Origin of the sequence: Streptomyces sp. 7N604 (assembly GCF_052245475.1) — a bacterium.
Classification (GTDB): Bacteria; Actinomycetota; Actinomycetes; order Streptomycetales; family Streptomycetaceae; genus Streptomyces.
Window position 1 is genome coordinate 82,296 of sequence record NZ_JBQQBX010000033.1, and the last position, 14,600, is coordinate 96,895.

Sequence of the window (14,600 nt, forward strand, 5' to 3'; positions counted from 1 at the left end):
GCCGCCCCCGCGCCGGGGTGAAGGGCAGGCCCGGCCTCAGGTCCGCCCGGGAGCCCAGGCAGTGAGCAGGGCGAGCGGGGTGGCGGCCGCCCACGCCTGCGGGGAGCACGAGTGCGGATACGGCACGGGCGTCGGGTGTTCGTCGCGCCCGTACCCGGCCATCACCTCCGGAAGCCGCCACCCGTGCACCGCCGCCGCCTCCACAAGCCCGCGGATCACCGCGAGGGCCTCCTCCCGCAGCCCGTAGCGGGCCAGGCCGAGGACGACGAGCGCGTTGTCGTGCGGCCAGATCGAGCCCCTGTGGTACGAGAGCGGGTGGTACGGAGCCTGGCCCGCGGCGAGGGTGCGGATGCCCCAGCCGGAGAAGAAGTCCGGCTCGAGCAGCCTGCGGCCGACCGTCTCGGCCTCTGCCTCCTCGAGGATTCCGGACCACAGCAGGTGCCCGGCGTCCGATGCCAGCGCGTCGACCTGGCGGCCATCGCCATCGAGGGCAAGGGCGGGAAAGGCGGCCCGCGGCATCCAGAACTCCCGGCAGAAACGCCCGCGCAGCTCGAACGCCGCCTCCTCGAGACCGTCGGCCAAGTGCGGATCGTCCCAGGTCTTACGGGCGAGGGCGGCGGTGCGGACCAGGGCGTCGTACGCGTACCCCTGGACCTCCGCCACCGCGACGGGCCCCTGCGCCGGCCTTCCGTCGCTGAAACAGATCGCGCCCGGGGAGTCCTTCCAGCTCTGGTTGGCCAGACCGCCCCGTTCGGCGTCCGAGGAGTACACGAGCCAGCCGTGCCGCTCGAGGCCGCCGTCCTGGAACATCCACTCGACGGCGGCGCGGGCCTGTGGTTCGAGGCGGCGGGCGAGCGCGTCGTCGGCCGTCCGCTCGGTGTAGGCGTGGAGGAGCGTGAGGAAGAGCGGGGTGGCGTCGACGGCGCCGTAGTAACGGCCGTACGGGACCTGGCGGAAGCGGGCGAGTTCGCCGTGCCGGATCTCGTGGACGATGCGGCCGGGCTGCTCCTGACGGGCCGGATCGTGGACCGTGCCCTGGGCCGCGGCGAGCGCGGGGAGGGCGGCGGCGGCCAGTTCCGGCCGGTACGGAAGGGCGAACAGCGAGGTGATCAGGGCGTCGCGGCCGAAGAGGGTGAGAAACCAGGGGATACCGGCGCCGGGCACGCGCAGCGGCTCCCCGTCGGGGCCGGCGGCCGGCACGCGCAGGCCCGCCAGGTCGGCCAGGCCCTGCTTGCAGGCGCTGGCCAGCTCGGTCCAGCCGGTCAGTTGGCGCGGCCTGGGGGTGGCACGGATGAAGACGGCCCGGTCCGCCGAATGCCGTGCCACGACCTCGCGCGGGGACCGGAGCGCGGCCCGGGGCGCACCGCGGACTCCCGAGGGCAGCGCGTACGCCTGGAGCAGGATCGCCACGCTGCCGTGCGGGGGCAGCGCGAGGTGCCACTCCAGCGTGTGCTCGGTGCCCTCGGACGGCCGGTGGACGGCGTCCGGTGCCGGCCTGCTGCTGACCACCGTGCGCGAACGCCACGCGGGACCCTCGTCCGTCGCCGTCCGCTCGTACCCGAAGACCACCCCCTCGCGCAGCGCTTCGGCGGTCCGTACGGCGCCGTTCTTGTCGTACGAGCGGTGGTCGGAGCGGAGCTCGAACTGGTCCGCGAAGTCGGCGTCCACGGTCAGGGAGATGCGGGCCGTCGTCGGCTCCGGGCGGTTGCTCGCCAGCCGTATGCGCTCGGCCAGGGCCCGGTCGCCTACCGCCTGCTCGCGGAAGACGGTGAACGCGGGCGGCCGGTCACGGCCGGCGGGCGGGGTGAGCACCGTGCTCAGCGGTCGCTGGGGCCCGGACTGCCCGGCGGCCACCAGCACGTCGAGCGGTGCGCCGTCCACGGTCAGCTGCCAGCGGCTCAGGTGCCGGGCGTCCCGGGCGAACAGCCCGTCAGGAGAGGTGCCGCGCACCCCCGTGATGTCGCCGGAGTCGGTCACGATCGCGAAGGCGCCCTCGTGGACCAGCAGATGACGTCCCGTCATAGCACTCACCCCTCCCCTTCGTCATTCCGTAAACCGAACGCGCCGTGCGCGTCCCGGTCCGCGTACAGCAGGTCAAGTGCCAGGGCCGCGGTCCAGCTGAAGCCGCGGATGCCCCGGCCCTCGCCGCTGTACGGGTCCACGTACTCCGCGAAGTCCGTGGCATGCGCGGCCGTCAGAGAGGTCTCGCGCAGCCGCTCCGCCTCGCCGTACTCGCCGTGCGCGCGCAGCCCGCCGTGCAGGAGCCAGGCCATGTTGAACCAGCTGGGCCCGCGCCAGTAGCGGCTGCCGTCGAACTCCGGCCCCAACAGGTCGTAGCTCGGCACCAGATGGACCTTCCCGAGCGCGAAGTGCTCGCCGCGCGCGGTCGCCAGCAACGCGTCCGCGACCTCCCGGGGCAGGTCCGGCACGATCAGCGGCACCAGCCCGGACACGGTGCGGTCGGGGCAGGTCAGGCCGGATCGCAGATCGCGGCAGACGAAGATCCCGGCGGCCGGCTCCCACAGCCGCTCCACCAAGGCGCGGGTGGTGACGCGGGCGCACTCCCGGTGCCCCGCGGGGTCGGCGCCCACGGCGTCCGCGATCCGCGCCAGTGCGTACTCGGAGGCGATGCGCAGGGCGTTGAAGGACGGGTCCTCGACGGCGAAGGCGTGCGGGGTGCGCCCGTCGTCGTAGGCGTGGTCGCGATAGGTGGCGGCCAGCCGTACGTAGCGCCCGTAGTCGAGGTCGGTGGGGCGGTCGGCGGCCGGGCTGTGGGCGAGGTCGGCGCGGCGGAACGAGCTGTCCGGCGCGGGCTCGACGCGCCGCAGCGGGGCGTCCCAGCTCGGGCTGTTGTCCAGGCCCGGCTCCCAGGGGTGGACGACGGCGGCGAGTCCGTGGCCGCCGAGGTCCCGACGGCCCGTCAGATAGCGGTGCCAGGCGGCGAGCCGCGGAAAGACCCGGGGCAGGAAGCCGCGGCGCCGGGACTCCGCCGGGTCCGCCAGGTGCACCAGCCAGGCGGCCAGCGCGTGGACCGGCGGCTGCACGATGCCGGAAGTCTCGGTGGAGTGCGGCGCGCCTGCACCCCGCCCCGCCTCCGAGGAGCGCCAGAAGTCGGGGCTGGGGAAGTAGGCGTCGAGCGGCACGGCCGGATTGAAGGCAATGTGCGGGATCCGGCCGTCGCCCCACTGGGCGCCGAGCAGCGTCTCCAGCTCCCGTTGCGCCCGGCGGGGCGAGACGTGCCGCAGCCCGATCGCGATGAACGCGGAATCCCAGCTCCACTGGTGCGGATACAGCGAGCGGGAGGGCACGGTCGCTCCGCCCGTCCAGTTGCGCAGCAGTACGCGGGTGGCGGCGCGCCCCAGCGACCGCTCGTCGTCCCCGTCCCGGCTCCGCGTCGCATGGGATTCGAGGAGCCCGGCCGTCACGCCGCGGCCCGGTGGAGGAAGGCCGGAATGGACCGCAGGGCCTGGGCGGGATCGCCGCTCAGCCGGCAGGCGACCGTGAGATGGCCGTCGTAGCCCGCCGCGTCCAGCGCACCGAGCCAGACCGGCCAGTCGAGGTGACCGGCGCCCGGCTGGCACCGGTTGGAGTCGCTCACGTGCGCATGGCCGATGTACGGCGCGGCGGCGAGGATTGCGGCGGCCGGATCGCTCTCCTCGATGTTCATGTGAAAGCTGTCGATGCCGATCCGCACCGAGTCCATGCCGACCGTACGGATCAACTCCACTGCCTGGCCGAGCCTGTTGACGAGGTGGTCCTCGTAGCGGTTCAGCGGCTCGAGGAAGAGGACCACGCCTTCCCGCTTCGCATGCTCGCCCAGCTCGGTGACGCCCGCGAGCAGCTCCTCCCGTTCCTCGTCCGCCGGCCGCGCGGGCTCGAAATGCGGCAGGCCGCGGGAGAACATGCCGTACGAGGCGGGGGCCTGCGCGCCGAGCCCGCCGAGTTCGGCGATCACCGAGAGTTGGGACTTCAGCTGCACGATGGCGTCGCGCCGCTGTTCCTCCTCGAACGCCCCGGAGAACTGAGGGATCTGCGCGCAGACGGTCGGCATGACGACTCCGTCGGCGAGGGCCCGGCGCAGCTCGGGCAGCCGGTCGCGGAAGCGGAAGCCGCCTGGTCCCCCGCGAAGCTCGATCGCGTCATAGCCCGCGTCCTGCGCGAACTCCCATTTCTGCTGGAGGTTCTCGCCGGGCAGCAGCTGTTCCTGGCAGGCGGTCCTGGGCATGCGCACGCGTTCCACACGGGGCTCCGAGGGTTTGGGTGCTCGCTTAACGTCGAAGATATATCAAGGTTATGCCTTGGCAACATACAAAAGTAGTGCTCTGATGCTTGAACAACGACCGTAAGTGCGGGAGGACTTGGCATACGTGGAAGTTCCCCGCGGTCGGGGGCGATCGCGATCGCACTCGCCGTAGCCTGGCCGTGACGGCTGACGAGACGAGGACGGGATGACGGGGAATCAGGCGAGCGCCGGCCACCTGCTACGGCTGATCCGCACCGGCGAGGCCACGACCAGGGGCGAGCTCCAGGAGGCCACCGGGCTGTCCCGGTCCACCGTCGGCCACCGGCTCGACCAGCTGTTCCGTGCGGAGTGGCTGCGCGACCGCGCCGGCATCTCGACCGGCGGCCGCCCCTCCACCCGGCTGGAGTTCGACGCCGCGCACGCCGTCGTGCTCGCCGCGGCCCTGGAGACCCGCCACGCCCGTCTCGCCGTCTTCGACCTCGCGGGCACGGTCCTGGCCGAGCGGACCGAGCCCCTGCTGCTCGAGGACGGGCCGGACAAGGTGCTGGTCCGGCTCGCCGAGTGGTTCGGGCCACTGCTCGCGGAGGCGGGCACCGCGCCGGGGAAGGTCTGCGGCATAGGACTCTCCGTGCCGGGACCCGTGGACTGGGAGGCCGGGCAGGTCGTCCAGCCGCCGATCATGCCCGGCTGGGACCGCTACCCGGTCCGCCGGCGCATGCGGGAGGCCTACGCCGAGCACGTCGGCCCCGTGTCGTCGGACCCGCTGCCCGTCCTGCTGGACAACGACGCGAACCTCATGGCGTACGCCGAGCAGCGCGCCGGATTCCGCGACTGCGGCGCCTTCCTCCTGGTGAAGGTGTCCACGGGGATCGGCGCCGGGGTCGTGGTGGGCGGGGAGATCTACCGGGGCATCGACGGCGGCGCGGGAGACATCGGGCACATCCGGCTGCCCGACCGCACCGACGCCCTGTGCAAGTGCGGCTCGTTCGGCTGCCTCGCCGCTGTCGCGAGCGGCCGCGCGCTCGCCGGGCAGCTCAGCGCGCTCGGCATCCCGGCCGCCTCGGGCTCCGGGGTGCGCGAGCATCTCGCGGCCGGCCGGCCCGAGGCCGTCCGGCTGGCCCGGGAGGCGGGCCGTCGGGTGGGGGAGGTGCTGGCCACCGTGGTCACCCTGCTCAACCCGGGTGTGCTGATGATCGCCGGGGATCTCGCGGGGGCGCCGTTCCTCACCGGCGTACGCGAACTCCTCTACCAGCGCGCCATGCCGCGTACGACCGCCAACCTCCAGGTCGTCACCTCCTCGCTCGGCGAGCGCGCGGGGCTGACCGGGGCCGCCGCGATGGTCGTCGAGCACCTCTACGCCCCCGACCGGGCCGACGCCCGGCTCGCCGCGCTCGAGAGCGTCAGCCGCGAACCGCACCTTTCGCCAGGTCCGCGATAAAGCGCCGTCGGCCATGACCATGCCGTAGTCCTCGCTCCGCTCGCCGCTCAGCTGGGACGGCGACGGCCGCCTTCCAAGCGTAACGCCCGCTGCCCCACGGGCCGTTGGCCCGGGTCAGGGCAGGCGGACGTGACCGGGCTTCACCGGCCGGCAAGCCAGTCGCGGTACCAGGACAGCGTGGCGTCGAGCGTCTCGCTCATCGGGGCCGGGTACACCCCGAAGGCGCGCTCGAAGGCGGATGAGTCCATGATCTGCGGCTCGGTGTGCTGGTAGAACATCTCGGCGTACTCGTCCATGAACACCTTGTCGAACGGGCCGAAGGGGCGGGCCTCCTCCAGGACCACGAGGTTCAGCGGACGCCCGACGCGCTCCCCGATCATCGTGTGGACCTCGCGCGTCGTGAGTGCGGGTGCGGTGGGCAGGTGCCATACCCGGCCGTCGGCCTCGGGGTTTTCGCCCAGTGTGGCCAGGCCCGCGGCCACATCGCCGATGGCGGTGTAGCTGTGCGGGAGGTCGGTGTCGCCCAGGGCCAGGACCTCCCCGCCGGTGAGCGCGCCGGGGAAGACCGCGCCGCCCAGCGTGGAGTTGACGACCCCGGGCCCCACGAAGTCTGCGGAGCGCCCCAGTACGACGCGGGCCCGGCCTTCGCGGTGGGCGGTCAGGTAGTTCTGGTCGAGCTCGGCGCGCATCCGGCCTTTGCGGGTGGTCGCCCGCCAAGGGGTGTCCTCCGTCATCACCGCGCCGCCGGTGTTCCCGTACGGGTAGAGGGTGTCGAGCACCACCAGGCGCGCCCCGGTGGCCTCGGCCGCCGCGAGGACCGCCTGCTGGATGCCGGGCATCACCTGGACCTGGAGTTCGTACCCCACGTTGACGCAGTGGTAGGCGACCGCGGCGTCCGTCATGGCGGCGCGCATCTGCTCGGCGCTGCTCGCGTCCCCGGCGACGCGGTCCACCCCCTCGATGGCGGGTCCCGACCCTGAGCGGTTCACGAGGCGGACCTCGTGCCCCCTGCGCGCCAGCTCGGCGGCGAGGGCGGTGCCGGCGGGTCCCGACCCCAGGACGACGTGCAGTTCGTCGCGTTCGGCAGCAGACATGACGGCTCCTCCATGAGTTATTCGTTACGGTACCTCGCGTTAGTTAGAGACTATAACTCTGGCTATTGGTGCGGGCAAGGGAGAAGGGGTTGTGCGCAGGGAGGCGTGGCGTGGCGCGGTCGGCCGACGGGTTCGCCTCAGGCCACGTCGTGCGGCCGGAACTGGATGCTGATGCGGGGGCCGACGGGCCTGTTGGTCTTGGGGATCGAGTGCTCCCAGGTGCGCTGGCACGAGCCGCCCATGACGATCAGGTCGCCGTGGCCCAGTGATTGCCGGACCGTCCGCCCGTGATCCTCCCGCGGCCGCAGGAGCAAGGACCGCGGTTCTCCGACGGAGACGATGGCGACCATCGTGTCCTCGGTGTCGCCGCGGCCGATCCTGTCCCCGTGCCAGGCGACGCTGTCGTGGCCGTCGCGGTAGTAGCAGAGTCCCGCGGTGGTGAAGGGCTCGCCCAGCTCCTCCGCGTAGTGCTCGCTGAGCGCCGTACGGGCCTCCGTCAGCACCGGGTGAGGCAGGGGATCGTCCGCCCCGTAGAAGGCCAGCAGCCGTGGCACATCAACCACGCGCTCGTACATCCGCCGCTGCTCGGCGCGCCAGGGCACGGAGGTGGCGAGCGACTCGAACAGCGCGTCGGCGCCGGTCAGCCAGCCCGGCAGTACGTCGATCCACGCGCCGCGGCCGAGTGGCGTGCGGCGGATGGGGTCCAGCGACCGCAGGCCGACCTCGTCGGTCTCGTCGAAGAGAGAGCCCTGCAGGTGAATGGTCATGGCGACAGTCTATGCTCGGATTAGAACGTATGAGCTAATCGGCTTGATCGAGCCGATCGAGCCGATCGAGCTCCTCGGGCCGTCCACGCCCGTCAGGCGGTCGCCGGACCGGACCGGACACGCTCCAGCAGGATCGGCAGGTCCCGGACGCGGACACCCGTCGCGTGGTGGACGGCGTTCGCGATGGCCGCCGCGGTGCCGACGATGCCGAGTTCGCCGATGCCCTTGGCGCCGATCGGGTTGAGCTCGTCATCCTGCTCTTCGAGCCAGTGGGCCTCCACGGTGCGGATGTCGGCGTGCGTCGCCACGTGGTACGTGGCCAGGTCGTGGTTGGCGAAGTCGCCGAACCGCGGGTCCATTTCGAGGGTTTCGTGCAGGGCCATGGACAGGCCCATGCACATGCCGCCGATGAGCTGCGAGCGCGCCGTACGGGCGTTGATGATGCGGCCCGCCGCGAAGATGCCGAGCAGCCGGTCGACCCGGACCTGCCCGGTGTCGGCGTCGACCCGGACATCCGCGAACTGCGCCCCGAAGGAGTACCGCGAGAGGTTCTTCCTGGCCCGGAAGTCCTCGGTCGTGTCCGCCCGTACCTCCAGACCGCCTGGTGGAACCGCCCGGGATCTGTCGTCGAGTTCCGCTGCCAGCGCCCGGCATGCCTTGCCCACGGCCCACCCCCAGGAGCCCATTCCCAGGGACCCGCCGGCGTACGGTGCGGCACCGTAGGCGCTGCGCCCGACCTCCACGGTCACCCGGTCCAGCGGCGCGCCGAGTTCGTCCGCCGCCACCTGCGTCAGGGCCGTACGGGCTCCCGTGCCGATGTCGGCCGCCGCGATCCGGACGAGGAACCTGCCGCCGGGCTCCACGCGCGCGGTGGCGGTGGCCGGCATGAGATAGACGGGGTAGTTGGAGGCCGCGACGCCGGTTCCGAGGAGCCAGCGGCCGTCGCGGCGGACGCCGGGAGCGGGGTCCCGGCGGTCCCAGCCGAAGCGGGCCGCGCCCTCCCGCAGGCACCCGACGAGATTGCGGCTGCTGAACGGCAGCCCGGACTCCGGGTCCACGGACGGCTCGTTGGCCACGCGCAGTTCGATGGGGTCCATGGCCAGCGCGTACGCCAGCTCGTCCATGGCGGACTCGAGCGCGAACATGCCCGGTGTTTCGCCGGGGGCCCGCATCCAGGAAGGGGTCGGCACGTCGAGGCGCAGGAGCCGGTGCGTCGTACGCCGGTTGGGGGCGGCGTACATGACGCGGGTGGGCGTGACCGTCTGCTCGCAGAACTCGGCGATTCTGGAGCTCTGCTGGACGGCGTCGTGCCAGATGGCGGTGAGCCGGCCGTCCTTCTCCGCGCCGAGGCGCACGCGCTGCACGGTCGGCGTCCGGTAGGAGACCATCGTGAACATCTGCTGCCTGGTGACGGCGAGTTTGACCGGCCTGCCGATGGCCCGGGCGGCCAGGGCGGCGAGCACGGTCGGCGGGCGGGGGAGCCCTTTGGAGCCGAAGCCGCCGCCCACGTGATCCGCGACGATGTGCACGGACTCGGCGGGGAGGCCGAAGAGCGCGGCGAGCACGGTCGCGGACACCCACGGCCCCTGGTCGCCGTTGTAGAGGGTCAGCGTGTCGCCCTCCCAGACCGCGATCGTGGCGTGCGGCTCCATGGGGCTGGCGTGCTCGGGCGGCGTCGTGTACGTGGCGTCGACGGCGACCGGGGCCGTGGCCAGCGCGCTCTCGACGTCACCGGACTCCAGCTCGCCGGGGTAGCCCCCGTTGACCGCGTCCGGCACGTAGATCCGCGGATCGTCCGCGCGCAGCAGGGCGTCGTGCTCCTCCTCGTCGTACTCCACCCGTACCGCCGCGGCCCCCTCGCGCGCCGCCTCCAGCGTGGTCGCGACCACGGCGGCGACGATCTGCCCGCGGTGGGCGACTTCGGGGGACTGCAGCACGGCCAGCTCGGGGTCGTCGGCATGGTGCAGCCGTGGGACGCTGCCGCTGTCCAGCACCGCGAGGACGTCCGGCTGGGCCAGCGCGGCGCTGCCGTCCACGGCGCGTACGCGGCCGCGCGCGACCGTCGACTGCACGGCCCAGGCGTACACCACGTCCCGCACCGGGTACTCGTACGCGTAGAGCGCGGCCCCGGTGACCTTGTCGCGTCCCTCGATCCGCGAGACCGGCGCGCCGACGGACCTCTCCAGCGTGGTCATGCCCGCTCTCCGCCCGCTCCGCCCGCGAGGTCCAGCACGGTCGCCGCGATCAGGTCGACGGCGAGGTCGATCTTGAATGCGTTGTGGGGGAGGGGGCGCGCAGGCTCGAGTTCGGCCCGCGCGGCGGACCGGAGCAGGTCCCGCGTCGGCTGCCGGCCCGTCAGCAGTTCCTCGGCCCGCCGGGCCCGCCACGGCTTCGGGGCCACTCCGCCGAGCGCGAGCCGGATGTCGCGGAGCGCGCCGTCGGGCCCGGTCGCGACCACGGCGGCGACCGAGACCACCGCGAAGGCGTAGGACCAGCGGTCGCGGACCTTGCGGTAGCGCATGGCTGCCCCTGCGGGAGGCGGCGGCAGCTCGACGCCGGAGACCAGGTCACCGGACCCCAGCACCGTCTCCTGGTCGGGGCTGTCACCGGGCAGGAGATAGAACTCCGAGAGCGGCACCCGGTCCGTGCCGCCGTTGCGCTGCAGATGCACCGTGGCATCGAGGGCGGCCAGCGCCACCGCCATGTCCGAGGGGTGGGTGGCCACGCAGGCGTCCGACGTGCCGATCACGGCGAGGTCGCGGTGACTGCCGTGGATGGCCGAACAGCCCGCTCCCGGCTCGCGCTTGTTGCACGGCTTGGTGACGTCCTGGAAGTACACGCAGCGGGTGCGCTGCAGCAGATTCCCGCCGGTGGTGGCCAGCGTCCTCAGCTGGCCGGAAGCCCCGGACAGCAGTGCCTCGGCGAGCAGCGGGAAGCGCTCGCGGACACCGCGGTCGCCGGCCAGCTCGCTGTTGCGCACGGTCGCACCGATCAGCACGCCGCCGTCGGGCCGGTGCTCGATCCGGTCGTAGGGCAGCCCGGAGATGTCCACGAGCACCGCGGGCCTGGCGACGCCGAGTTTCATCAGGTCCACGAGGTTGGTGCCGCCCGCGAGATACATCGCGTCCGGGCGGTCCGCCAGAAGGTTGGCCGCAGCCTCGGGTTCGGTGACGCGCTCGTACGTGAAGGGCCTCATCGTGCGGCTCCCGTGGCCGGCCGGGGAGCGGATCCCCCGGCGGAGGCGCGCTGCCCGCCCCCGCTCGCGCCGACCGCCGCGCCTGCCGCCTCGAGGATCGCGTCCACGATGCCGACGTAGGCCGCGCAGCGGCACAGGTTGCCGCTCATCCGCTCGCGGACCTCGTCCGCGTCCAGAGCGCTCGGCGAGGAAATCCCTGCCGCCACATCCTCGGTGACATCACTGGGCCAACCGCGCGCCGCCTCGTCGAGCGCACCGATCGCCGAACAGATCTGCCCCGGCGTGCAGTAGCCGCACTGGAAGCCGTCGTGGTCGATGAACGCCCGCTGTACGGGATGGAGATCGCTCGTCGGGTCGAGTGCGGCGACACCCTCGATGGAGACGATGTCGTGTCCGGCCGCGGCGACGGCCAGGACGAGGCAGCTGTTCACCCGGCGCCCGTCCATGAGGACTGTGCACGCCCCGCACTGCCCGTGGTCGCAGCCCTTCTTCGTACCGCCCAGCCGGAGATGCTCCCGGAGCGCGTCGAGCAGGGTCACGCGGTTGTCGAGGGTGAGGGAACGGTCCTCTCCGTTGATGCGCAGCGTGATCGCGCTGCTCAGGGCGGTCGCCATACGCGAAGCCTCCCACCACGGGATGGAGGCCGCATGTCGGGCGGCAGCCGCCCGCTGACCGGCCGCTCCTAGGCAGGCGGCGTGATGGGGACCGGCTTGAGGACGGCGAACACCGCGCCCTGCGGGTCCTGGACCACGGCCATCCGCCCCGCCGGCATGTCGAACGCCGGCTGCAGCACCGTGCCACCCGCCCTGACCAGGGCGTCCACCGTGGAGTCCGCGTCGTCGACGGCGAAGTACGTGAGCCAGTGCGAGGGCACTTCCTTCGGCGTCTCCTCACCCTGGGGCCGCATGCCGCCGACCGTGCGGCCGCCCGCGTCGAGCGAGAAGTAGTCCTCGAAGCCCTCCATGAGGGAGATGCCGATGCCGAGCGCGGCCGGGTAGAACTCACGGGCCCGGTCGGGCTCCCAGGTCGCCAGCTCGTTCCAGATCACCGCACCGGGTTCGTTGACGATCTGGGCGCCGGGGAAGTCCTTCGCCTGCCAGACCCCGAACACCGCGCCGTCCGGGTCGGCGGCGATCAACATCCGGCCGAGCGTGGAGACATCGTCCGCGGGGAATACGATGGTGCCGCCGTTCTCCGTGATCGCCCGCGCCGTCGCGTCGGTGTCGGCGGAGGCGATGTAGGTCGTCCAGACGGTGGGCGGCGCCGGCTGGTCCTCCCCCATCGGCTGCGCGGACATGATCCCGGCGACCGGCTTGCCGTGCAGCTCGCAGGTCGCGTAGCCGCCGAACTCGGGCGGACCGATCTCGCCCTGCCAGCCGAACAGATCGCGGTAGAAGTCCAGGGCGGCCTGCTGGTCGGGGGCCATGAGATCGACCCAGCACGGGGTTCCGGGCGCGTACGGAGCGGTGACCTCGGGCATGATGCGCCTCCAACGACGTGAATCCCCGCCACGGGCCCCGTCCGGCCACGGGCCGGGTGAAAACTCCCCCGCCACCGCCCAGGCTCCCGGAGAACGGTGGCCACCGCCACTCGGCGCGCACCTCCCGCCTGCGCACCTCCCGCCTGCGCGCTTCCGCTGAGCCGCCGCCCGCCCCCGGCGGTGCCGTCGGTCCGGTTTCCCGTCATCATGAGGCCTGAGCACGTGTCCGCGGGTATGCTCCCGGACCGGAGGCGGGGGGGCTCCGACGGCATGGGGCTTCAAGGGTGCGGGGGCCGATCGGGTTCGCTCGCGCGCCGCGTACGCCGTGCGCCGCTGAGACGTCCACCCATGCCGGCTGCTCATACCTCCGGATGGTGCGGCAGCACCGTCCGCACGTAGTCCTCGACGGTGGCTTCCAGACCCACGTCGCGCTGCGCTCGTTCGGACAGCAGCCAGCGGTGCTCCAGCAGTTCGTAGTAGATCTGCGCGGTGTCGGTGGAGCCGCGCAGCTCGCGGGGAACGGCCCGTACGGTCGGCCGGAAGACGTCGCGGACCCATCGGTGGGCGAGGACCTCGGGGCGCGCGCCGAGAGGATCGCCCGGCGCGTAGTCGTCCTGCGAGACCATCCAGGTCTCCAGGTCGTTGAGGAGGCTGCGCGCCTGGTTCTCCTCCGCGTCCATGCCGGTGAGCCGCAGCAGCTGCCGCTGGTGGTGGCCCGCGTCGACGACCTTCGGCAGGAACGTGACCGCGTCTCCGTCCGGCGAGCGCTGGATCTGCATTTCGGCCACGTCGAAACCGAGGTCGTTGAGGCGCCGGATGCGCCGGTCGATGTAGTGCCGCTTGGTGAGCGGGTAGACCGACTGGCGGGTCAGTTCATGCCACAGCTCGTCGTACCGCTCGGCGATGGCCTGGCCGAACAGCACGGGGTCCACCGAGGGGTGCAGGGACCCGCCCGCCTCCAGGTCCATCAGCTCGCCGGCGATGTTCACCCGCGCGATCTCGACGTCGTACTCCCGCTGCCCGCCCGTGAGCTGCGGCTGGACCTGTCCGGTCTCCGCATCCACCAGGTACGCGGCGTACGCGCCCGCGTCGCGCCGGAAGAGGGTGTTGGACAGCGAGCAGTCCCCCCAGGCGAATCCGATGAGGTGCAGTCGCACGAGCAGTACGGCGAGCGCGTCGAGCAGACGCTTGATCGTGCCGGGCCGCATCGTCGTCTCGAACATCGAGCGGTACGGCAGCGAGCCCTTGAGATGGCGGGTCACGAGGGCCGGCTCCAGCGGCTCGCCGCGCTCGCCGGTCCGCCCGGTGACGACCGCGACCGCGTCGACCGCGGGGACGGCGAGCCGGTCGAGGTCGCGCAGCAGCCCGTACTCGCGTATGGCCGCCCACTCGCCGACCTCCTTCACCGCGACCACTTCGTCGCCCGCTCGCGCGAACCGGACGATGTGGCGTGAGATGCCGCGGGGCAGCGCGACCAGGTGCTCGTCCGGCCATTCCGCCAGCGGGACGCTCCACGGCAGGTCGAGGAGGGCGGCCGGGTGCTCGGGCGAGGTCGCGGTGATCTGCAGCTCCATGCGCACAGTCTGGGGCAGAGACGCAGGTCGGTGGGAGTGCCCTTGACCGAGGGCTGACGAGGGGTAAAGTCTAGACCAATGTCCACGGGCGTGAACTCGAGTCGCCCTGTTGGCAGTTGCCCTCCTGCGGGCGACTGCGCCGCCGACCGTGGCCGACCACTGACGACTTCACGTCCCCCCACCATCAGCGGGGCCGCCACCCCACCCTGACGGCGGCCTCCGCTGTGAAGGAGTTGACATGCACAAGAAAAGGAAGCTGGCCGTCGTCATCGGTGCGGGTGTCGCCCCTCTCCTCGCCCTGAGCCTTCCGGCGAGCACGGCCAGCGCACACGGCTACGTGTCGTCGCCCCCGAGCAGGCAGGCCCAGTGCGCCGCGGGGACCGTACCCTGCGGTCCCATCAAGTACGAGCCGCAGAGCGTCGAAGGGCCGAAGGGCCTGACGAGTTGCAGCGGCGGCAACTCGCAGTTCGCCGAGCTCGACGACGACAGCAAGGGCTGGGCGGTCACGCCCGTCGGCAGCACGGCAGGCTTCAGCTGGAAGCTGACCGCACGGCACTCCACCAGCACCTGGCAGTACTTCGTCGGTGGCACGAAGGTCGCCGAGTTCGACGACGGAGGAGCCCAGCCGGGCGAGACCGTCACGCACCAGGTCGACTTCGGCGGCATCAGCGGCAAGCAGAAGGTGCTCGCGGTGTGGAACATCGCGGACACGGCCAATGCGTTCTACGCGTGCATTGACGTGAACATCGGCGGCTAGCGTCCGGCGAAGGGAATCACAGCCCCGTTCGCGGCCTGGGGGGGGGGGGGG

At 72.5% G+C, this 14,600-nt stretch carries 12 protein-coding genes; 2 read left to right on the forward strand and 10 right to left on the reverse strand.

Annotation, left to right across the window (positions count from 1 at the left end; all coding sequences use genetic code 11):
* Positions 1-36: 36 nt before the first annotated feature.
* Genes ACTWP8_RS30770 through ACTWP8_RS30780 form a run of 3 tightly spaced genes read right to left on the reverse strand, consistent with a single transcriptional unit; the run spans position 37 to position 4,225 of the window.
* Positions 37-2,022: an amylo-alpha-1,6-glucosidase gene (locus ACTWP8_RS30770; RefSeq protein ID WP_443325358.1), complete on the reverse strand. Its 1,986-nt coding sequence runs from the start codon at positions 2,020-2,022 to the stop codon at positions 37-39.
* A 5-nt stretch (positions 2,023-2,027) separates the two neighbouring features.
* Entirely contained in the window at positions 2,028-3,425 is a 1,398-nt protein-coding gene (locus ACTWP8_RS30775) for an MGH1-like glycoside hydrolase domain-containing protein (protein ID WP_443325359.1), read from the reverse strand.
* Positions 3,422-4,225: a sugar phosphate isomerase/epimerase family protein gene (locus ACTWP8_RS30780; protein ID WP_443325360.1), complete on the reverse strand. Its 804-nt coding sequence runs from the start codon at positions 4,223-4,225 to the stop codon at positions 3,422-3,424. Before ACTWP8_RS30780 ends, ACTWP8_RS30775 begins: the two co-directional genes overlap by 4 nt.
* A 223-nt stretch (positions 4,226-4,448) precedes the next feature.
* Here ACTWP8_RS30780 and ACTWP8_RS30785 point away from each other — a divergent pair, with 223 nt between their 5' ends.
* Positions 4,449-5,681 (forward strand): ROK family protein, encoded by a 1,233-nt coding sequence (locus ACTWP8_RS30785; RefSeq protein ID WP_443325361.1) that lies wholly within the window; start codon positions 4,449-4,451, stop codon positions 5,679-5,681.
* Positions 5,682-5,821: 140 nt separating this feature from the next.
* Here ACTWP8_RS30785 and ACTWP8_RS30790 read toward each other — a convergent pair whose 3' ends face one another.
* The 7 genes from ACTWP8_RS30790 to ACTWP8_RS30820 all read right to left on the reverse strand — a co-directional run bounded on the left by ACTWP8_RS30790 (position 5,822) and on the right by ACTWP8_RS30820 (position 13,792).
* Positions 5,822-6,775 (reverse strand): NAD-dependent epimerase/dehydratase family protein, encoded by a 954-nt coding sequence (locus tag ACTWP8_RS30790; RefSeq protein WP_443325362.1) that lies wholly within the window; start codon positions 6,773-6,775, stop codon positions 5,822-5,824.
* Between the two features lie 137 nt (positions 6,776-6,912).
* Positions 6,913-7,542, reverse strand: a complete 630-nt coding sequence (locus ACTWP8_RS30795) for an alpha-ketoglutarate-dependent dioxygenase AlkB family protein (protein ID WP_443325363.1) — start codon at positions 7,540-7,542, stop codon at positions 6,913-6,915.
* 92 nt (positions 7,543-7,634) lie between these two features.
* The gene (locus tag ACTWP8_RS30800; RefSeq protein WP_443325364.1) at positions 7,635-9,737 is read right to left on the reverse strand and encodes a xanthine dehydrogenase family protein molybdopterin-binding subunit; all 2,103 of its coding nucleotides are present in this window, start codon (positions 9,735-9,737) and stop codon (positions 7,635-7,637) included.
* Positions 9,734-10,738: an FAD binding domain-containing protein gene (locus ACTWP8_RS30805; protein ID WP_443325365.1), complete on the reverse strand. Its 1,005-nt coding sequence runs from the start codon at positions 10,736-10,738 to the stop codon at positions 9,734-9,736. Before ACTWP8_RS30805 ends, ACTWP8_RS30800 begins: the two co-directional genes overlap by 4 nt.
* Positions 10,735-11,352, reverse strand: coding sequence for a 2Fe-2S iron-sulfur cluster-binding protein (locus ACTWP8_RS30810; RefSeq protein WP_443325366.1), 618 nt, complete (start codon positions 11,350-11,352; stop codon positions 10,735-10,737). Before ACTWP8_RS30810 ends, ACTWP8_RS30805 begins: the two co-directional genes overlap by 4 nt.
* Before the next feature lie 68 nt (positions 11,353-11,420).
* Positions 11,421-12,218: a VOC family protein gene (locus tag ACTWP8_RS30815; RefSeq protein ID WP_443325367.1), complete on the reverse strand. Its 798-nt coding sequence runs from the start codon at positions 12,216-12,218 to the stop codon at positions 11,421-11,423.
* Positions 12,219-12,577: 359 nt separating this feature from the next.
* Positions 12,578-13,792 carry a DUF4032 domain-containing protein gene (locus ACTWP8_RS30820; RefSeq protein ID WP_443325368.1) on the reverse strand — a complete coding sequence of 405 codons (1,215 nt, stop codon included), beginning with the start codon at positions 13,790-13,792 and terminating at the stop codon, positions 12,578-12,580.
* Between the two features lie 238 nt (positions 13,793-14,030).
* Between ACTWP8_RS30820 and ACTWP8_RS30825 the strand changes: the two genes are divergently transcribed.
* Positions 14,031-14,549, forward strand: a complete 519-nt coding sequence (locus ACTWP8_RS30825; protein WP_443325369.1) for a lytic polysaccharide monooxygenase auxiliary activity family 9 protein — start codon at positions 14,031-14,033, stop codon at positions 14,547-14,549.
* Positions 14,550-14,600 lie beyond the last annotated feature (51 nt).